We start from the raw sequence: 19,570 nt of genomic DNA on the forward strand, positions 1-19,570 counted from the left end.
GCCGGTGGCGCAACGCTGACACAGTTTCTATGTGTTTGACGAAAAATGTGGGTATCGTACACCCCTCCTTTACCCTCCACCGGCGACGATGGGGCGCAAACCGGGGTGCGTGCAGCCGCGGATGTCAACGCGGGGAACACCCCGTTGTTGCAGATCGCTTCGTGTCCTCAGGCTCCGGGGGGCATCTGCAGGAAAGGTCGGGAGTGTCCAGTTCACCGCTCAGCCGCGCGATGCTGCCACCGCAGGCCGCCACGGGCTCGCTCGACGAGGCGGAACTGTGCGGCGCCCTGGCGGATTACCATGCGCTGCCGGCGCGGATGGTGATCGGCGTCGTGCTGCGTCCGTACCTGGACCCGCTGTGCCTGACGACCACCGAACTGATCCATCTCGCCAAGCCGCTGAAATCCTGCCTGGACCAGGGGGCACTGGTGGAGTCCGCCATCACCAGGGTCGCCGCCGTGCAGGCCCGTGCGCCGGGACAGGAGCAGCTGAGGCGCCGTCAGGCCATCCGCAGTGCGGTGGATGAAAGCTGGGCCAGGGCGCGTACCGCCCAGGCCGCTTTTGCCGCCATGCCGCGCGGGCGCCGGCCGGTGGACTGGCTGCTGTCCCAGGGAACCGCGACGCCCACCGGCGACGCCGAGTACGACCTGCGGGTGGCGGTCGCCCTGGAACTCGTCGAGATCAAGAGTTGGGGCGGCAAGCTGGACCGGCTGCTGGAACTGCACCAGTGGGACCGGGACGAACGGCTGGCCGCCGCAGTCGACGGGGTGATCGGCGATATTCTGGCCTCCGCCGCCGCGGGAGCGGAACTGTTTGGTGCCAACCTGCTGCCCGGAACCCTGCTGTCCACCCTGTGCGACATGCTGTTCGGCCGGATCGGCATGGAGGCCATGGGGCCGAATCGCATCGGCGTGCTGAACGCCCTGTTCCGGCAGGGCAAGCTGCCGATGGCGAAGGCCGCCGTGCTGGATCGCATCCGCCGGCAGTTGAAGGCGCCCCAGCCGCTGGGCCGCGGCGCCTTCGACCAGGAGGCGGAACTGCTGAAGACGCTGACCGCGCATCTGCTGACCCGGGACGGGCTGATCGGCGGGGCGGCGATGGCCGATGCGCTGACCGTGCGCTATTCGCGCCGGCTGGAGCAGGGCGGGGCGAGCGCCTATCGCCGCTCCATCATCGGCCTCAGCGAAGGGCAGCCGGATCTGATCTGCCGAATCCACTATCTCACCCGCGTCGCCGCCACTCCCGCCGGGGAGCGCCATGCGGACGAAATCCTCGCCTCGCTGGACGCCGCGGTCGGCAATGAGCTGCTGATCGAGAACATGCTGGTGCAGACGCCGGACACGGCGCTGCTGGAGCGCGACTTCGCCCGCGCGCTGGCGGCCGTCCGCTCCGCCCCGCTGCCGGCCGATGCGTGCGAGCGGATCGCCGCCCGTGCCGAACGCTCCGTCGACGAGTATGTGAAGACCGGACAGCTTGCCGCCCGGCTGAAGCAGGTGGAGCCGGTGCTGCGCCGCCGCACCATCCGGCTGGCGGAGGTCGCCTGTTCCGGACTGATCCGCGAGGACGGCGCCCTGCCGCTGGTGCGGCAGCACATCCTGGAGATCGTCCGCCAGCCGCAGTTCCAGGCCGAGATCGCCCAACCCGACAGCGACGTCGCCCAGGCCGAGGTGCGCCGGCTGCTGCATCTGCTCGACCGTCTGCGCCAGATGGCCACCGCGCCCGCTCCGCCGCCGGTGGCGATGCCGGTGCCGGGTCCGCATCAGCCGGGTCCGCGCAGCGCCGATACCGTCTGCAATCCCGCCGCCGCCATTGCCGCCATGCCTGCCGCAGGCCGGGCGCCGGCGGATACGGTTCTGGTCGGCGCGCCGGCTGCCACGACCCCGGTGACGGCCACGGAAGAGCTGTGCCCGAGCTGCTACTCGGCCCGCGGATCGGCCCGCGGACCGAGCGCTCCCTGCACCGGCTGCGGATTCCCGGCGAAGTCGGACAACCGGCCGGGGGTGCATCTGGCGCCCGGCACGCTTCTGCATGGCCGTTACCGCGCCGGGCGGGTGCTGGGGCAGGGCGGGTTCGGCGCCACCTATCTGGGCTGGGACGACCGGCTGCGGGTGAAGGTGGCGATCAAGGAGTATTACCCGGCCAACCTGATCGCGCGGCTTCCCAACGGCGCCGCCGTCTCCCCCTTCTCCGACGAGCATGCGGAGACCTTCGCCGCCGGCCTCACCAAATTCCTGGAGGAGGCGAGGACGCTGGCCCGCCTGCGCGATGTGCGCGAGATCGTCGGCGTCCAGGACTTCTTCGAGGAGAACGGCACCGCCTATCTGGTGATGGAACTGCTGGAAGGCCGCACCATGAAGAAGTATCTGGCCGATTGCGGCGGCCGGATCGACGTGAGGCGGACGCTGTCGATGGTGACGCCCATCGCCAAGGCGCTGCAGGCCATTCACGAGCAAGGGCTGATCCACCGAGACGTCAGCCCGGACAACATCTTCCTGACCAACGGCGGCGACCGCAAGTTGCTGGATTTCGGCGCCGCCCGGCAGACGGCCCGCCCGGGGGCCGGGATGACGGTCATCCTGAAGCCGGGCTATGCCCCGCCGGAGCAATATTCGAACGAAGGGCGTCAGGGCGCCTGGTCGGACGTGTATGCGCTGTGCGCCACGATCTATCTGGCGCTGACCGGCCGCACCCCGCCGGACGCCACCGCCCGCTTCATGAACGACAAGGTGCCTAGGCCGTCCGAACTGGGGGTGGCGCTGCCGCCGGGATTCGAAAAGGTGCTGATGGCCGGGCTGGCAATGCGCTGGCAGGACCGGCCGCAGTCGATGAAGGATCTGCTGCGCGCGATGACCGCGGCATTGATTGGCGGCTGACGGTGACGTGACTGACAGTAACGTGACTGGCAGTGGCGTGAACTGGGCATGAAAAAGGGGACCGGCGCACCGGTCCCCCTTTCCTGGTCCGCTGGAGCGATGCCGTTACTTGGCGTCGGCAGCGACCTGCATCTTGATGATCTTGTCCGGGTCGGTGACCTGACCGTTGCGGGACTGGCTGCCCTTCTTGATCATGTCCACGAACTCCATGCCCTCGACCACGCGGCCCCAGACCGTGTACTGGCGATCCAGGAAGTTGGAGGGCGCGAAGCAGATGAAGAACTGGCTGTCGGCGCTGTCCGGATCCTGGGCGCGGGCCATCGACAGGGTGCCGCGGATGTGCGGGGCGCTGGAGAACTCGGCCTTCAGCTTCTTGCCGGAGCCGCCCATGCCGGTGCCGGTCGGGTCGCCGGTCTGGGCCATGAAGCCGTCGATGACGCGGTGGAAGACGACGCCGTCGTAGAAGCCCTGGCGGGTCAGTTCCTTGATGCGGGCGACGTGGTTCGGCGCCAGGTCGGGCCGCAGTTCGATCACCACGCGACCGTCCTTGAGGTCAAGGTAAATGGTGTTTTCCGGATCCAAGGCCTTCGCCTCCCCTTGCGAGACTGTAAAGAACGAGACAGTGAAGATTGTGGCGAACAAGGCCGCCAGCAACGCGCGGGTCCACCGCTTCATGCGAAACACTCCGATGAGCCGAAATCCGCGCCCCGGACCATAGGGGAAAAGCGGGGGAATGCAAAGCCGCGCTGGCGGGGGGTGGCGATCCGCCAAAAGTCACGGATGACGGACGCTTGTCCGGGTGTTCATCGTGCCAAGGACATGGCAAGCCATTCGGATCGCAGGAGCGGGAAGGGGACGGCGGGTGAGGCTGGGACGGGCGATAGCGGGAACGGCGGCGGTTGCGGTGACGCTGGGCGTCGTCGGCCTTGGCGGTGCCATCCTGGCCGGTCCCGCCCTGATCGGCGGGCTGGCGACCGAACTGCTGCGCGACTCCGGCTTCGCCGGGGCTAAGGTCACCGTCACCGGATTGCGGATCGCCGATGGCTGGGATGGTCTGCGGCTGGAGTTCATCGCCGGCAGCGGACCACTGGAGGCCGCGGCCCCGACGCTGGAATTGCCGATGGCCGGCCGCGTCACGCTGTCCGGTGCGCTACGGGTGGGGATGGACGGTGGGACGCTGACTGTCAGCCCTGAAGGCTGTCTGCCGGCCGTTGTGGAGAAACTGACGGTCAGCGGCCAGACTTTGGTCTTCCCGCAGGAGGCGACGGTCTGCGCCGTGCCGGATGCACCGCTGCTGCGCTGGTCGCCGTCAGTGATGACCGTTGCTGCGGAGGTGCAGGCGTCGCGGCTCGACGTGCCGGCCAGCGGCCTGCGGGCCGACCAGCTGGTGCTGCGGCTGGGGCAGGACGGGAAGGGGCGGCAAGCCGACGCCACCGTCGCCAAGCTGACCAACACTGCCAAGCCGGCGCCGGTCGTGCCGCTTGCCGTCACCCTCCGCGCCGTCCAGGAGGGGGAGCAGCCTTGGTCCGTCGCCGGCAGCGCCAAGGATGCACAGGGCCTGCTGTCCGTCACGCTGGCCGGCAGCCATGACCAGACCACCGGCGCCGGCCGGGTGGAGGCGGTGGCGAAGCCGGTCGCACTGGCTCCGGACGGGCCGGGATTGGCCGCCATTTCGCCGTTGGCGGCGACATTTCTTCAGAAGGCGTCGGGCACCCTGTCGGGCAAGGCGACGATCGCCTGGGACGCCAAGGGCCTGACCACGGCCGGGCAGGCGGCGGTGAAGGGGTTGGCCGGTGTCGCCGGGCCGGTGACCGTCGCCGGTGTGACCGGGACGGTGGCGCTGTCCAGCCTGTCGCCGCCGGTGATCCCGGCTGGACAGAAGCTGTCCATCGGCCTGCTCGACGTCGGCGTTCCGCTGACCGACGGCACCCTGCAGTTCGGCTATGGGCGCGACGGGCGGCTGGACGTGGGCCGCGCGGAATGGCGCTGGGCCGGCGGTACGCTGCGCGCCGATCCGTTCAAGCTGTCGCCTGCCGCACCCAAGGGAAGCGTCACGCTGCATGCCGAGGGGATCGATGCGGCCAAGCTGCTGGAGCTGATTGCCGTCGATGGGCTGGAGGCGAGCGGCAAGCTGGCCGGCACCCTGCCGGTGGTCTTCGCCGACGACACCGTGACGCTGAACGGCGGCGTGCTGGAATCCGCCGCGCCCGGCACCCTGCGCTATGATCCCGCCAACCCGCCCGCCGCGCTGAAGGGGGAGGAGGGAAGCCCCACCGCCATGCTGATGGGCGCGCTGACCGATTTCCGATACGACAGCCTGCGGATCACCATCGATGGACAGGCCGGCGGCGAACTCAGCGCCGGCCTGTCGCTGCGCGGCGCCAACCCGTCATTCTACGATGGCTATCCTGTTGCGCTTAACCTTAAGCTGTCCGGCGCGCTCGACCGGATTCTGCGCCAGAACCTCGACGTCTATCGGATCCCCGACACGCTGCGGGACCGCATGACCGGCTTCGACCAGAAGGACCCCTGATCGCCACCATGGTAACCAAACTCCCATCCGCCCATCCTATGGCCGCCCATCCTATGGCCGCGCGCCTGATGGCCGCCCTGCTGTTGTCCGTCGCGGCTGCGGCCTGTGCCCCCACGGTCAAGATCGAAGCGCCCGACAAGCCCATCGAGATCAACCTGAATGTCCGCATCGAGCAGGAGGTGCGGGTCAAGCTGGAACGCGACGTCGACGACGCCATCCGCAACGACCCCGCCCTGTTCGGCCTGCCCGCGGACTCCGTGACCTCTCCTGCCAAGGGGAAACAGTGATGACCACCCATCCCATCACCCGCCGCCGCTTCAACCGGCTGGCGCTGTCCGCGGTGGCCGCCGGGCTGTTGGCCTCCGCCCTGCCGTCGCTCGCCTTCGCGCAGGATGCGCTGGCCGCCGCCAAGGCCGCCGGTCAGATCGGCGAGCGTCCGGACGGGCTGGTCGGCGCCGTTCCGGGCGCGCCCGCCTCGGCCCAGGCGCTGGCCGAGCAGGTGAACGCCCAGCGGCTCGCCCGCTACCGGGAGATCGCCAAGGGCAACGGCACGGCGCTCGACAAGGTCCAGGCCGTCGCCGGCCAGCAGCTGATCGAGCGCACCCCCGCCGGCCAATTCGTGATGACCGCCGCCGGCCAGTGGCAGCGGAAGTGACCGACGCGGCCACCGTCGCCGACCTGCGCCGCCGTCTGGCTACCAAGCCGGGCGACGGCGCGCTGCTGGCCGCTCTGTTCGCGGCGCTCGATGCGGCAAGGCAGGCCGGCACGCCGGAGGAGGCGGTCGCCCGCTCCAACTTCGGCGAGGCGCTGCGCCGCCAGGGCCGGCTGGCCGAGGCGGAGGCCCATCACCGCAAGGCGCTGGCGTGGCTGCCGGACTTCGGCGGCAATCATTTCAACTGGGGCGTGACCCTGCAGGCGTTGGGCCGCCCGGCGGAGGCAGCGTCAGCCTATTGCGAGGCCGCGCGCCTGATGCCGCGCTTTGCCCCGGCGCCCTGCAACCAGGGTGTCCTGCTGCGCGAGCTTGGCCGGCTGGACGAAGCCGAGGCGGCATTGCGTCGCGCGATGGCGCTCGACCGGATGCTGGTGCCGGCGCGGCTTGCCCTGGCGGCTCTGCACCGCGACCGCGGCGACCTGGACCGTGCGGTCGCCGGATTCCGCGCCTGCCTGTGCCTGCGGCCCGATCTGGCGGAGGGGCAGGCGAACCTCGCCTTGACCTTGAAGGAGCGGGGGCAGCGAGGCGGAGCGAAAGACGATGCCGCCAGTCTGACGGGATTCGAGCGCGCCCTGCGCATCGGCCTGCCCGATCCCGGCGGGGTGCTGGCGCAGTTGGTGCAGCAGCGCCGTCATCTCTGCCGCTGGGACGGGCTGGAGGCGCTGTCGGCCCAACTTGTCGGGCTGGTGCGGGAGGGGCGGACCCAGCAGGTCCATCCCTGGATCTTCCTTGGCGAAGGGGCGGGGCCGGGGTTGGAGCGGGTCTGCGCCGAGCGCTACGCCGCTTGGAAGACCCGCGGTATCGGACCGGCCTTCCCGATTCGCACCGCCCGCGGCGCAAAGCTGCGCATCGGCTATCTTTCCGCCGACTTCCACGAGCACGCCACCGCGGTGCTGATCGCCGAATTGGTCGAGCGGCACGACCGCGGGCGGTTCGAGATCGTCGGCTGCTCCTACGGTCCCGACGATGGCGGGACGTTGCGCCGGCGGCTGACCACGGGGTTCGACCGCTTCCTCGACCTGTCCGCGATGACGGACGATGAGGCGGCGCATACGATCCATCGGGCGGAAATCGGCATACTGGTGGACCTGAAGGGGCATACCCAGGGCGCGCGGCCCGGCATCGCCGCCCGCCGGCCGGCGCCGGTGCAGGCGCAATGGCTGGGCTATCCGGGGACGACGGGCAGTCCGGCCATCGACTACGTCATCGCCGATCCGGTGGTGGCGCCGGCCGATCATCAGAGCTTCTACAGCGAGCGAATCGTCCATCTGCCCGACAGCTACCAGCCGAACGACCGCAAGCGTGCGATCGGGCCGGTGCCCAGCCGTGCCGACTGCGGCCTGCCGGCGGAGGGAGTGGTCTTCTGCGCCTTCAACGCGCCCTACAAGATCGGGCCGGAACTGTTCGGCCGCTGGTGCCGCATTCTGCAACGGGTGCCGGGATCGGTCCTGTGGCTGCTGGAAGGACCGGCGGAGGTCACTGTCAATCTGCGCCGCGCCGCGGCCGACCGAGGAATCGCGGCGGAGCGGCTGGTCTTCGCCCCCCGGCTGCCCGGCGCCGCCCATCTGGCGCGGCATCGGCTGGCCGACCTTTTCCTCGATTCGAGCCCGGTCGGCGCCCACACCACTGCGAGCGATGCATTGTGGGCCGGGCTGCCGGTGCTCACGGTGCCGGGCCGCTCTTTCGCCGGGCGAGTCGCCGCCAGCCTGCTGTGGGCCGTCGGTCTGCCGGAACTGGCGGTGCCGGATTGGGACGCCTATGAGACGACGGCGCAGCGTCTGGCCGAAACGCCGATGGAAGTGGCCGCGCTGAAACGTCGGCTGGAGGAATCGCGTGCGACCGCCCCGCTGTTCGACACCGACCGCTTCGCCCGCTCCATCGAGGCTGCCTACCTCGCCATGTGGGATGTCCACGCGGCGGGCGGACCGCCGCGCGGGTTGAAGGTTCCGCCTCAGGGATAGGCGCAGCGGTCGGCCGTGACCTCCACGAAGGAGCGCTGGGAGGCGGCGAAGGTGAAGCGGTATTCGCTGTTGTCGACCACCAGCGACTGGTGCAGCGGCAGCACGCCGGCGACCGTCGCGGTCTTGCCGCCGATGCCGGTGATGCGGATGGTCACCGGCTGGCCCGGATCGAACCAGCTTTCGGCATTGCCCTGCGTGTTGTGGGCGGACTGGCCTTCGCCTGTGACGGTCACGGTGCCGTTGCCGAAGGTCACGCCGCGCGCCCCCCCTTTCAACAGCGGAGTGCTCAGCGTGAAGCGCTTGGTTTCGGCGGGCTGGCAGTTGCGCTGAACCTGAGCCTGGGAGATGACGAAGGACAGGCGGTTGGCGTCCAGCCCGCTCTTCAGCCGTTCCGACACCAGCTGTGTCAGCTTGGCGAGGTCGCCGGTCGGCACCTCCCGCTGCAGGCGGCCTTCCAGCTCGGCGGAACGCGCCTCCGCCGTGCGGGCGGCATGCTGCATCTGTGTGGCCAGCAGTTCCAGCTCCGCCTTCTGGCGCGACAGGGTGGCGATCTCCTCCCGCAGGGTCACGTCGCGGCCCTTCAGCTGCTCGATCCCCATCTGGTAGGAGAAGAGCCCGACGCCGAGAACCAGTGCGGCAAGCAGCAGGAACTTGATCACGCCGGCCCGCATGCGCCGGCGGTACCGTCGTTCGTAGTCGTAACGTCCCAGGGTCATGATATCGGTCGCGGCGGGCTGTCTCGTCGGGCGATATGGCTAACGGCAACGGCCAAGGGATGCAACCCCTTGGCCGTTCGTTTTGCCGTGATGCCTTGTCGCTCCCGGCTATGGGCGCGCTGATTCTACTGGTTGGCCGAGCTGCCGCCGAGGAAGCCGGCGTTCAGGCCGGGGCTCTTGAACTCGCCGACATTCTTGAAGACCAGACGGAAGAAAATGGTGTTGCCGTCCTGCTCGCCGGTGGTGCTGACCGTGTAGTCGCGGCGCGCGATGGTCTGGAAAACCAGGCATTCATCCGCATAGGACAGGACCGCCATGCTGGACCGCGGACCGGGCTGCGGTTCCATCGCCTGGGTGTGGCTGATGCCGATGTTCCAATAGTCGGTGAACTGGGACGACACGCCGAACGATGCCTGTTCCACCCGGTCGCGGGTAACCGCGGTGCGCGACCTGGTCTGGTCGACATAGGTATAGGAGGTGGACAGCCGCAGGAGAGGCACGCCGGCCGAGGCGGTCAGCGAGTGGCGGCGCGGCCGGAGCGACTCATGGTCGATGCGGAAGCCGTAATTCACGTCCAGCCACTCGGCGGGCTGCAGGTCCAAACGGCCGACATAGTCGGACACGCTATCCTCCAGGCCCGAGCCGCCGGTGAAGCTTGCGCCGGTTTCGGTCAGACGGCGGCTCTGGCCCAGGAACAGGCTGGCCGACCCCTGGGTGTTGCCGTAGATCGCGGTGCGCAGGCCGTAGGTGAAGCGCATTCCGTCGTCCAGCCGGTCGATACCGGTGAAGCGGTTGGGCTGCAGCAGGTTCACCTCGTCGAACTCGATGTCCTGGCTGTCCTCGTTCGGGAACAACCGGCCGTTCGGCAGCTTCGGCGCGAAGGTCAGCTGGCCGATCGGCTCGATCAGCTGGGAGGAGGTTTCGCCATAGCGGACGAAAGGATAGCGGACGGTCGCCTGCCCCTGCGGGAAGAAGCGGAAACGGCTGATGTTGTCGTCGCCGCGGACCGTCGGGTCGTTGTTGTTGAACTGCTGCGCCGTGTAGCCGGCGACCAGGACGCTGCCCGACAGGGTGGTGACGAAGCCGGCGTTGGAGACGATGTTGCGCTCCCATCCCGGCTGCACGACGACGCGCTGGGTATCGGGTCCTGCATTCTGGAGGCGCGATACGCCCAGCAGGCTGGTGTCCAGCGACCAGCGGCCGCCGAACAGGCTTCCCGGCTCGCCCAGCGCATTGTATCGCGCATCGGGCAGGGCGACCGGCTCGGGAATCGGGTTCCCGTAACGCATGTCCTGGAAGCTGTAGCCGGTAATCGCCGCATAGTTCCGGCCGCGGAAGCCCTCAACGAAGGCCTTACTGGTCAGATAGTCCTCGCGGAAATCGTAATAGCGCCGCAGGAAAGTCGGGTCGCTCGCGCGCTTGATGTCGAAGCCGGCGCGCCAGGTCTCGTCGATGTCGAACAGGCCGCGCGCGGCGACGTAGCCGCGGTTGCGCGTCTCCTTGGGTGCCGTGGTGCTGTTGCCGCCGTCGCCGCGGGTGATGGCGCCTTCCAACTCCAGCCGGCCGTTCTCGAAGCGCTTGCGGTACTGGCCGCCCAGCAGCGGCCCCTGCTGCGAATAGTAATGCAGGTCGAAGGTCGCGTCCTGGTCCGGCCCGATGTCCCAGTAGTAATGGGTCTTGAGGATCGCGCCCAGGTTGGAGCTGTTGCCGGCGGACGGCGTCAGGAAGCCGCTCTTGCGGTCGACCGAGGGATCGGGGTGCGACAGGTAGGGCGTGTAGGCGACCGGGATCCCGAAGATCTCCATCGTCGCGTCGCGATAGCGGACCTCGTGCTCCTCATTGTCGTGCACGATGCGCACGGCACGGATCTGCCACAGCGGCGGCCGGGTCGGGTCTTCCTTGCAGAGGTCGCAGGGGCTGTAGACGCCGCGGTTGACGCGCGTCAGACGGCCCTCGCGCCGCTCGCCCTCGGTACCGGCCACCCGGCCGTTGTCGGTCATCAGGACGCGGATGTTCTCGATGAACACGTCCTTCAGGTCGTCGGTCAGTTCGGCGTAATCGGCGAAGATGATGTCGCCCGACGGCTCCACCAGCCGGATCTTGCCGGTGGCGGTGACGACCTTGGTCTTCTGGTTGTAGGTGATCTTGTCGGCGCGGACGCTGCGCTTGCCCTGCGCCAGTTCGACATTGCCGCTGGCGGTGACGAGGCTGTTCACCTCGTCGAAGGTCACTTGGTCGGCGGTGAGCAGCACCGGGTCCTGCTTTTGCGCCGTCTGGCTCGCCGTTCCGCCGGCCGCTCCATTGCCGGTTCCCTGCCCGGTGGTGGCCCGGGTAGCGGCCTGGGCGGCGGCCGGCTTCGTTCCGGGAACCGGGGTGGCCGGCGACTGGGCCTGCGCCATGTCGGTGAGGGCCAGATCCACGGCGGCGACCCCGCACGCCACCATCAGCCCGACGATGCCGGAGCGAAGGATGGGATTGGCGGCGGTCGGAGCTTTGGCGCGGGCGCGCCGGGAGACGTGCTTGGGCATGGCGGAACGATTGGGGGAAGCGAAAGCCCAAGTCAACGGTTTCAAGACCCTGCCGCGGGCAATGTCACCGTGTCGCCGTCCGCCCTGTGGCAGCAACGCCGCAGCCCCCGCCGCCGGAGCGGCGGCAGGAGCTGCGGGACTTCATCCAACCTGTTTCAAACGACCCGGAAGTTCTTGAACTGCCAGGGATCGTCCTCGTCGATGTCCTCCGGGAACAGGGTGTTGCGGTCCTGCAGAGGAGTCCAGTCGCCATAGGCGCCGACCACCTCGCCCAGATAGGGGGAGGCGATGTCCAGGACCCGGCGGAAGTCGACCTCGTCCGGTTCCACCACGCCCCGATTCGGGTTCTCCAGCGTCCAGACGATCCCGCCCAGAACGGTGGACGTCACCTGCATCGAGGTGGCGTTGTTGTAGGGGGCCAGCGACCGCGCCGTGTCGATGTCGAGCCGCGAGCCGTACCAGTAGGCGCCCTTGGGGTGGCCCATCAGAAGCACGCCCAGTTCGTCCATGCCGCCGGTGATCTCGTGCATCATCAGGCGCTGTTCGGCCTGCATGTTGTAGTTCTTGCCAACCAGTTCGTGCAGCGACATCACCGCATCGTCGCAGGGATGATAGGCATAGTGGCAGGTCGGCCGGTAAACCACCTTGCCGCCCTCGCGCACGGTGAAATAGTCGGAGATCGAGATCGCCTCGCTGTGGGTGATGAGGAAGCCGTGGAACGGCCCCTCCAGCGGGGTCCAGGTGCGCACGCGGGTGGCGGCGCCCGGCCGCATCAGATAGATGGCGGAATCGCAGCCGAACTCGTGCCGGCGCCCGTCGGGCGGCAGCGCCTTCTCATGCGTGCCCCAGCCGAGTTCGGCCGGCTGGCAGCCCTCGCCGACGAAGCCGTCGATCGACCAGGTGTTGACGAACTCGCCGATCTGCTTGGGCTGGTTCGACACCTGGGTGTCGCGCTCCGCCACATGGATGGTCTTGATGCCCAGCTTCTGCGCCAGCCGGCCCCAGCCGTCGCGGTCGGTGGGGACGTCGGTCTCGACACCTGTGTCGGCGGCGATGTTCAGCAGAGCCTGCTTGACGAAATGCGACACCAGACCCGGATTCGCCCCGTGGGTGATCAGCGCGGTCGGACCGCCTTCGAAGCGGCTGCGCAGCGCCAGCGCCGTTTCGCGCAGCGCGTAGTTGGAGCGCAGCGACGGCGACAGGGTGGAATCGGTGTAGCCGCCCGCCCACGGTTCGGTGCAGGTGTCGGTGTAGAAGGCGCCGACCCGCTGGCAGAATTCGATCAGTGCGACCGACGAGACGTCGACCGACAGGTTGACCAGGAAATCGCCCTTGTCGATCAGCGGCTTCAGGACCTGGAAGAAATTGTCGTTGTCGAGCGGGTTGTTGTGGAAGGCGACGCCGTAATGCTCCGCCTCCTCGCGCCCGCGCTCCTCGGCGGTGACGATGGTGATTCGGTCGGCGGTAAGTCCGTCGATGTGACGCAGAAGCAGAGGCAAGACACCCTGGCCGATCGAACCGAATCCAACGATGACCATGCGGCCTGTGAACGTGCAGAGCTTCGTGTCCAGGGCCATGATTTTTTGTCTCCCCGAGGTAGTTTAGGCCAACGACATGAGCCGGCGCTTCCGCCCACTTCGGAGAAGTGGGAACGGAACGCGCCGGACCGGTGAATGTTACGGGTGTCTTTACGCTTTATCCACAGATTCCGGCGGCGCAATCAGGCTGCGCAGGAGCGCAATCGATAGCCGGGGGTGGCAAGCAGCGGCGCGTCCGACACTTCCACGACGCGCGCCTGGTCGAAACCGTTGAAGGCGGTGCGCAGGCAGGAGCCGTAGGCGCCCAGCTGACCGAGCTCGATCCAGTCCCCGGCCTTGACGTCGGCCGGCAGGTGGAAGGGGCCGTTCATCTTGTCGGCGCTGTCGCAGGTCGGGCCGTAGAAGCTGAAGGCAGCGTCCTCGGCGTCGGTCATCGCCTCGAACGGGCGAATCAGCCGTGCCGGGAAGCGGAACCCCGGCACGCCGGCGTCCGACAGGGCGCCATAGACGCCGTCGTTGATGAACAGCTCATTGCCGCGCCGCTTCACCACCTGCACCACCAGCGAGACGCCGGGGGCGACCAGGGCGCGGCCCGGCTCGCACCATAGGCGGCAGTGCGCCGGCAGGTCGAGGGCGGCAACGCCGCGGGCGATGGCGGCCATGAAGTCGCCGAGCGGCGGCGGAGTGACGCCCGGATAGGACACCGGGAAACCGCCGCCGACGTCCAGCACGTCGATGGCGACGCCGCTCTCGGCGATGACGCGGCCGGCCAGCGCGATGGCGCGCTCGTAGGCCGACGGGTCGAGCATCTGCGAACCGACATGGAAGGACAGCCCGACCTTGGGCGCCGCGGCGCGGGCGGCGCGCAGCAGTTCCACCGCATCGGCCATGGCGGCGCCGAACTTGCCGGACAGGTCGTAGACCGCATTGCCCTTCGGCAGCGCCAGGCGCACGACGAGGCCAAGGTCGGCGGCGTCGTCCGTCTCCTCCAGGATCTTGTCCAGCTCCTCGCGGCTGTCGAGGACGAAGTCGCGGACGCCATACTGGTGATAGGCGTTGCGGATCGCCTGACGGCCCTTGACCGGGTGCATGTAATGCAGGACGGCGTCCGGGAACATCTGGCGGATCAGGCGGATCTCGCCGGGGGAGGCGACGTCGAAATGGCGCACGCCGCCGGCCCACAGGGCGCGCAGCACCGCGGGTTCCGGGTTGCACTTCACGGCATAGAGCACGTCGCCGCCGCGGGCGACGGCATCCGTCGCCTCGGCGAAGGCAGCCAGGAAGCTGCCGGCTGTGTCGGCCAGCACGCCGGGGCGGATGCAGTGCATCGGCTCTTCCGGGCGGTGCAGGGCGACGGCCTGCGCCACCGTCGAACGGCGGCCGCTGGACAGCGAAACGACGCTGCTGTCGTTCAGGCCGACGCGGCGCAGCGGGGTGACGGCGGAACGGGAACGCAGGAAACCCATGGCGCACTCCTATCCCCGGACGGCGGCGTGCAAACCGGCCCGGTGAGCAGACGGCGATCCCCGGCCGCGCCTTGAACCGGCCAGCACAAGGCTGTGGCACGGGAGGTGCAGCGGAATCGGCGATGATCGGATTTGGGAAGGGGGGAGACGGAAAAAGCCGGTGCGAGCAGCGGCCCCGGGCTGTGAAGCTCCAGGCAACAGCGCGTCGTTTACCGGCTAAAGGGCTACCGTCTCACAGCCCCACCGTGGGCAGCGTACATACTGACCTCCCTCTCGGGACCGGCCCACTGGAATGGCCGGTTCTGCCAAAAAGGACGCGGTACGTCGTAGCATAACCACAGAGGGCCATAGGCACGTGCGGGTGCGTCGTGCCGATTGATTTACGCTATTCCGTCCGTGATTCAAGTGAAATTTTTGGGGTGCGAATAAGGCGGAGTCAGGCCGCCTCCACCGTCCCGGGTTCGAACGGCGAGAAGCGCGCGGCGATGGTGTCGCCGGTCGGGCTGGCGATCCAGCCGTCCGGTCGCGTGAAGAAGCGGATGGCGGTGAAGCGGGGCCGCGGCCCCATGTCGAACCAGTGCGGCGTGCCGGCGGGAATGCTCAGCAGGTCGCCCGCCTCGCACACCACGCGGAACACCCGGCGGTCGAGATGGATGTAGAAGGCGCCGGTTCCTTCAACGAAGAAGCGCGCCTCGTCCTCGTCATGGGTGTGCTCGTCCAGGAATTTGGCACGCAGGGCTGCGATGCCCTCCGTTGCCGGAGTGACGCGCACCACGTCGACGGAGCGGAAACGGCGCGCCTCCTTCAATGCCTCGACCGGTGCGGCGTAGGCCGCCAGCACCGCATCGCCGTCGGCGGAGGCGGGCAGGGGGGTGCCGGCGGTCCAGCGTTCGAACAGGATGCCGCCATGGGCCAGATGCCCGGCCATCAAAGCGGGATCGGCCGTGCTCAATTCCGGCCGGAGGGCGTCGTTCTCCAGATAAACGGTCAGGTGACTCAATGCGCTCACTCCTGCCGAACCAATGTACACACCCTGAAGTGATGCCGTTCGCGACGCAATAAGCGGCATTGCAAGCGCGACCGTTCGTCGCGCGATCAGTGGCTGCGCTGGAGCCCTACTGTCACGGCGACCGCAATCACCAGCAGCAGCCCGACGAAGGCCGCCACCCCCGTCCATCCGTAGTCATGCCAGAACAGCCCGCCCAGCGTCCCAGCCAGCGTGGAGCCCAGATAGTAGCAGAACAGGTAGATGGACGAGGCCTGCCCGCGTGCCGCCGTGGCCCGGCGGCCGATCCAGGCGGACACGATGGAATGGGCGCCGAAGAAGGCGAAGGTGAACAGGGCGATGCCGGGGGCGATGGCGAACAGGCTGTCGAACTCCATCAGGACCAGCCCGCCCACCATCAGCGCCACCGCCGTCGCCAGGGTGCGGTTCGACCCGAAGCGTCCCGACCAGCCGCCGAACAGCGGCGAGCTGACGACGCCGAAGCTGTAGACCAGGAACACCGCGCCGACGACCGCCGGCCGCAGTTCGAACGGCGGCTCGCTCAGGCGGAAGCCGATGTAGTTGAAGACGGTGACGAAGCCGCCCATCAGCAGGAAGCCCAGCGAGAACAGCCCGAGCAGGGCCGGATCGGTCAGCAGCCCGCGCCAGGCCCGCACCAGCGCCTTCATCCCGGCGGCGCGGCGGACGAAATGGCGCGAGGGCGGCAGGGCGAACCAGACGGTGACCGCGGCGGCCACCGCCAGCGCGCCCACCACCCCGACCGCCAGCCTCCAGGTGCCGAGATCGGTTACGACAGCCGTCAGCACGCGGCCGGACATGCCGCCGATGGCTGTCCCGCCGATATAGAGCCCCATGGCGACGCCCGCCGATTTCGGATCGACCTCTTCGGAGACATAGGCCATGGCGACGGCGGGAAGGCCGCTCAGCGCCAACCCTTCCAGCGCCCGCACCGCCAGGAAGCCGTGCCAGTCCGGCATCAGCGCGCCGACGATGCCCAGCAGGCCGGCGGCGAGCAGGGCCGCCACCATCACCGGCTTGCGCCCGATCCCGTCGGAGATGGCGCCCGCCACCAGAAGCGCGCCGGCCAGCACGCCGGTGGTGAGCGACAGCGACAGGCTGGATTCGGCCGGCGTCACCCCGAACTCCCGCACGAAGTCGGGCAGCAGCGGCTGGACGCAGTAGAGTGTCGCGAAGGTGGAGAAGCCGGCGACGAACAGGATGCGGCTGGCGCGGCGATAGGCGGGGGTGCCGGCCTGCAGATAGGCGGTTTCTGCATCGGCCTGGGCACCGGTCTCGATCTCGTCGCGCACGCGCTAGGCTCCATGCTCTGGTTTTCGCGCCGGTTGCTGCAGCGCACCGGCGACATTGCCCTGTGGCGGCCCTCCGTTCCAACAGCCGCCGCGGCGCAGCGGCCATGCCGTTCGTGCAGGTCCCTATCAGGAGTGGTGCCGCCACGGCCTTGTACTGGACCTTCGCCAGGGCGCGCCGTATAACCAATCCCCCACACAATTCGTTGATTGTTCGAGCCATGCACGACCTTCGCGCCATCCGTGAGAATCCCGAAGCCTTCGACCGTGGCCTTGGCCGCCGGGGACTGGCGCCGATGTCGTCCTCCGTGCTCGACCTCGACGGCCGCCGCCGCGCCGCGCAGACCCAGATGCAGGAGATGCAGGCCCGCCGGAACGAGGCGGCGAAGGAAGTCGGCCTCGCCAAGCGCGAGGGCCGCGACGCCCAGCCGATCCTGGACGAGATGGCGGCCCTGAAGGACCGCCTGCCGCAGGTGGAGGAGGAGGAACGCGCGCTTGGCGCCGAGTTGGACGCGCTTCTGGCAGGTCTGCCCAACATCCCGGCCGACGACGTGCCGGAGGGGCCGGACGAGACCGCCAACGTCGAGGTCCGCCGCTGGGGCACCCCGGCCGACATCGCCAACCCCAAGCAGCATTACGAACTGGGCGAGGCGCTGGGCCTGATGGATTTCGAGGCGGCGGCCCGCATGTCCGGCGCCCGCTTCACCGTTCTGAAGGGCGGGCTTGCCCGGCTGGAGCGCGCGCTCGCCGACTTCATGCTGGACATCCACACGTCCGAGCATGGCTTCACCGAGATCGCCCCGCCGCTGATGGTGCGCGACAACGCCCTGTTCGGCACCGGCCAGCTGCCGAAGTTCGAGGAGGATCTGTTCAAGACCACCTCCAGCGACCATTACCTGATCCCGACCAGCGAGGTGCCGCTGACCAACCTGGTCAACGACCAGATCGTGGCGGCGGAGGAGCTGCCGCTGCGCTACACCGCGCTGACCCCCTGCTTCCGGGCGGAAGCCGGGTCGGCCGGACGCGACACCCGCGGCATGATTCGCCAGCACCAGTTCTGGAAGGTGGAGATGGTCGCCATCACCGCGCCGGAACAGTCGGAGGACGAGCACCAGCGCATGACCCGCTGCGCGGAGACGATTTTGGAGCGGCTGGGCCTGCCTTACCGCACCATCGTGCTGTGCACCGGCGACATGGGCTTCTCCTCGCGCAAGACCTATGACGTCGAGGTGTGGCTGCCGGGCCAGAACGCCTACCGCGAGATCTCCAGCGTGTCCAATTGCGGAGATTTCCAGGCGCGGCGGATGAAGGCCCGTTGCAGGGCCAAGGGCGAGAAGCAAACTCAATTCGTGCACACCCTCAACGGATCGGGTGTGGCGGTCGGGCGCTGCCTGATCGCGGTGCTGGAGAACTACCAGCAGCCCGACGGTTCCATTCTGATCCCTGAAGCGCTCCGCCCCTATATGCGCGGAGTGGAGAGGATTTCGATCTGATGTTCAACCTGCCGCTCGACCTGTCCCAGACGCGCATCCTCGTCACCAACGACGACGGTATCCATGCGCAGGGATTGAAGGTCCTGGAAGCCATCGCGCGCGAACTGTCCGACGACGTCTGGGTGGTGGCGCCGGAGATGGAGCAGTCGGCGGCCAGCCATTCGCTGACCATCAACCGGCCGTTGCGCCTGCGCAAGCTGGACGAGCGCCGCTACACCGTGGACGGCACGCCGACCGACTGCGTTCTGCTGGCCGTCAACCATGTGATGCGGGATGCCCGTCCGACGCTGGTGCTGTCCGGCGTCAACCAGGGCTCCAACATCGGCGAGGACGTGACTTACTCCGGCACCATCGCCGCGGCGATGGAGGCGACGCTGCTGAACGTCCCCGCCATCGCCATGAGCCAGCATTACGAGCCGGGCCAGCCGATCGACTGGTCCGCCGCCGCCGCCCATGGGGCGGAGGTGGTTCGCAAGGCGGTGACGGTGGCCTGGCCGAAGAACGTGCTGCTGAACGTCAACTTCCCGGCCCGCCCGGCCGAGGAGGTGACGGGAATCCAAGTGGTGCGCCACGGCAAGCGCAAGATCGGCGACGAGCTGTTCGAACGCGTCGACCCGCGCGGCAAGCCCTATATCTGGATCGGCACGCTGCGCGGCGAAGCCGACGTGTCCGACGACACCGACATCCATGTCGTGTTCAACGGCGGCATCTCGGTGACGCCGATCTACCTCGACCTGACCCACACGCCGACGCTGCAGACGTTGAGGCAGGCTTTCGTGTGACCTACAACCCGCGCAAGATCCGCTTGCTGATGGCCCTTCGCGGGGCCGGCGTCACCGACACCCGCGTGTTGGCGGCCATCGAGCGGATACCGCGGGAACTGTTCGTTCCGGACGCCTTCCAGGACCGGGCGTGGGAGGATGTGGCGCTGCCGATCGATCTGGGCCAGACCATCAGCCAGCCGCTGGTGGTCGGGCAGATGACCCAGGCGCTGGACCTGCACCCGCGGCACCTCGTGCTGGAGGTCGGCACCGGCTCCGGTTATCAGGCGGCGGTGCTGTCGCGGCTTTGCCGCCGGGTCTTCACCATCGAGCGGCTGAAGCCTCTGCTGCGCGAGGCGGAAGCGCGGTTCAAGGCGCTGGACATCGGCAACATCACCACGCGGCTCGGCGACGGGACGCGCGGCTGGCCGGAGGTGGCGCCCTTCGCCCGCATACTGGTCACAGCCGCCGGTGGGCCCGAGCCGCCAAAAGACTTGACGGATCAACTCGCCGTTGGTGGTGTCATGGTCATTCCGCTGGGAACCGATCACCGCGACCAAAGGGTCGTGCGTTTCCGGCGTTCCGAAGCTGGCCTTATCCGGGAGGACCTGTGGCCCGTCCGTTTCGTTCCGCTGCTGTCCGACCCGCCACAACCGGTCCGTTCCGCATGAGACCC

Annotated in this window: 15 protein-coding genes; 8 read left to right on the forward strand and 7 right to left on the reverse strand. The window is 68.6% G+C overall.

All coding sequences use genetic code 11. From position 1 onward, the window contains the following. Positions 1-203 precede the first annotated feature (203 nt). Entirely contained in the window at positions 204-2,873 is a 2,670-nt protein-coding gene (locus VD964_RS20955; RefSeq protein ID WP_324870433.1) for a serine/threonine-protein kinase, read from the forward strand. 105 nt (positions 2,874-2,978) lie between these two features. Here the strand turns inward: VD964_RS20955 and VD964_RS20960 are convergent, their stop codons facing one another. Next, on the reverse strand, positions 2,979-3,548 hold the full coding sequence (locus VD964_RS20960) for a peptidylprolyl isomerase (RefSeq protein ID WP_063634395.1): 570 nt from the start codon (positions 3,546-3,548) through the stop codon (positions 2,979-2,981). Between the two features lie 187 nt (positions 3,549-3,735). Here VD964_RS20960 and VD964_RS20965 point away from each other — a divergent pair, with 187 nt between their 5' ends. The 4 genes from VD964_RS20965 to VD964_RS20980 are packed head-to-tail and all read left to right on the forward strand — an operon-like array spanning position 3,736 to position 8,079. Further along, complete coding sequence (locus VD964_RS20965) at positions 3,736-5,406, forward strand: YdbH domain-containing protein (protein WP_324870434.1); 1,671 nt, start codon at positions 3,736-3,738, stop codon at positions 5,404-5,406. A 53-nt stretch (positions 5,407-5,459) separates the two neighbouring features. Continuing rightward, positions 5,460-5,693, forward strand: coding sequence for a YnbE family lipoprotein (locus VD964_RS20970; RefSeq protein ID WP_324870435.1), 234 nt, complete (start codon positions 5,460-5,462; stop codon positions 5,691-5,693). Beyond that, positions 5,693-6,061 carry a YdbL family protein gene (locus VD964_RS20975; protein ID WP_324870436.1) on the forward strand — a complete coding sequence of 123 codons (369 nt, stop codon included), beginning with the start codon at positions 5,693-5,695 and terminating at the stop codon, positions 6,059-6,061. The genes VD964_RS20970 and VD964_RS20975 overlap by 1 nt, the downstream gene beginning before the upstream one ends. Further along, positions 6,058-8,079 (forward strand): tetratricopeptide repeat protein, encoded by a 2,022-nt coding sequence (locus VD964_RS20980; protein WP_324870437.1) that lies wholly within the window; start codon positions 6,058-6,060, stop codon positions 8,077-8,079. The genes VD964_RS20975 and VD964_RS20980 overlap by 4 nt, the downstream gene beginning before the upstream one ends. Here VD964_RS20980 and VD964_RS20985 read toward each other — a convergent pair. From VD964_RS20985 to VD964_RS21010, 6 genes are all read right to left on the reverse strand, one after another. Beyond that, on the reverse strand, positions 8,070-8,795 hold the full coding sequence (locus VD964_RS20985) for a hypothetical protein (protein WP_149223566.1): 726 nt from the start codon (positions 8,793-8,795) through the stop codon (positions 8,070-8,072). The genes VD964_RS20980 and VD964_RS20985 overlap by 10 nt on opposite strands. 125 nt (positions 8,796-8,920) lie before the next feature. Then, positions 8,921-11,323, reverse strand: a complete 2,403-nt coding sequence (locus VD964_RS20990; RefSeq protein ID WP_324870438.1) for an LPS-assembly protein LptD — start codon at positions 11,321-11,323, stop codon at positions 8,921-8,923. A 155-nt stretch (positions 11,324-11,478) separates the two neighbouring features. Beyond that, positions 11,479-12,900, reverse strand: a complete 1,422-nt coding sequence (locus tag VD964_RS20995; protein WP_324870439.1) for a homospermidine synthase — start codon at positions 12,898-12,900, stop codon at positions 11,479-11,481. Between the two features lie 143 nt (positions 12,901-13,043). Next, entirely contained in the window at positions 13,044-14,327 is a 1,284-nt protein-coding gene (locus tag VD964_RS21000) for a type III PLP-dependent enzyme (RefSeq protein ID WP_324870440.1), read from the reverse strand. A 436-nt stretch (positions 14,328-14,763) separates the two neighbouring features. Then, positions 14,764-15,327 carry a 1,2-dihydroxy-3-keto-5-methylthiopentene dioxygenase gene (locus tag VD964_RS21005; RefSeq protein ID WP_324870441.1) on the reverse strand — a complete coding sequence of 188 codons (564 nt, stop codon included), beginning with the start codon at positions 15,325-15,327 and terminating at the stop codon, positions 14,764-14,766. A gap of 95 nt (positions 15,328-15,422) precedes the next feature. Next, positions 15,423-16,643 carry an MFS transporter gene (locus VD964_RS21010; protein WP_324870442.1) on the reverse strand — a complete coding sequence of 407 codons (1,221 nt, stop codon included), beginning with the start codon at positions 16,641-16,643 and terminating at the stop codon, positions 15,423-15,425. 218 nt (positions 16,644-16,861) lie between these two features. On the opposite strand from VD964_RS21010, the gene serS reads away from it, so the two are divergent. From serS to VD964_RS21025, 3 genes are read left to right on the forward strand one after another with little or no spacing between them, the layout of a single operon-like run. Further along, complete coding sequence (serS, locus tag VD964_RS21015; RefSeq protein WP_324870443.1) at positions 16,862-18,133, forward strand: serine--tRNA ligase; 1,272 nt, start codon at positions 16,862-16,864, stop codon at positions 18,131-18,133. Then, positions 18,133-18,915, forward strand: a complete 783-nt coding sequence (surE, locus tag VD964_RS21020; RefSeq protein WP_324870444.1) for a 5'/3'-nucleotidase SurE — start codon at positions 18,133-18,135, stop codon at positions 18,913-18,915. The genes serS and surE overlap by 1 nt, the downstream gene beginning before the upstream one ends. Further along, positions 18,912-19,565, forward strand: coding sequence for a protein-L-isoaspartate(D-aspartate) O-methyltransferase (locus tag VD964_RS21025; protein WP_324870445.1), 654 nt, complete (start codon positions 18,912-18,914; stop codon positions 19,563-19,565). Before surE ends, VD964_RS21025 begins: the two co-directional genes overlap by 4 nt. Positions 19,566-19,570 lie beyond the last annotated feature (5 nt).

It is taken from the genome of Azospirillum sp., from assembly GCF_035628975.1.
In the GTDB taxonomy this organism is placed as follows: Bacteria; Pseudomonadota; Alphaproteobacteria; order Azospirillales; family Azospirillaceae; genus Azospirillum.

What these genes read in the sequence shown, in the direction of transcription:
- VD964_RS20960 (WP_063634395.1), bottom strand. Translation starts at nt 3,548, where the DNA reads ATGAAGCGGTGGACCCGCGCGTTGCTGGCGGCCTTGTTCGCCACAATC.
- VD964_RS20970 (WP_324870435.1), top strand. Translation starts at nt 5,460, where the DNA reads ATGGCCGCGCGCCTGATGGCCGCCCTGCTGTTGTCCGTCGCGGCTGCG.
- VD964_RS20975 (WP_324870436.1), top strand. Translation starts at nt 5,693, where the DNA reads ATGACCACCCATCCCATCACCCGCCGCCGCTTCAACCGGCTGGCGCTG.
- VD964_RS20985 (WP_149223566.1), bottom strand. Translation starts at nt 8,795, where the DNA reads ATGACCCTGGGACGTTACGACTACGAACGACGGTACCGCCGGCGCATG.
- VD964_RS20990 (WP_324870438.1), bottom strand. Translation starts at nt 11,323, where the DNA reads ATGCCCAAGCACGTCTCCCGGCGCGCCCGCGCCAAAGCTCCGACCGCC.
- VD964_RS20995 (WP_324870439.1), bottom strand. Translation starts at nt 12,900, where the DNA reads ATGGCCCTGGACACGAAGCTCTGCACGTTCACAGGCCGCATGGTCATC.
- VD964_RS21000 (WP_324870440.1), bottom strand. Translation starts at nt 14,327, where the DNA reads ATGGGTTTCCTGCGTTCCCGTTCCGCCGTCACCCCGCTGCGCCGCGTC.
- serS (WP_324870443.1), top strand. Translation starts at nt 16,862, where the DNA reads ATGCACGACCTTCGCGCCATCCGTGAGAATCCCGAAGCCTTCGACCGT.
- surE (WP_324870444.1), top strand. Translation starts at nt 18,133, where the DNA reads ATGTTCAACCTGCCGCTCGACCTGTCCCAGACGCGCATCCTCGTCACC.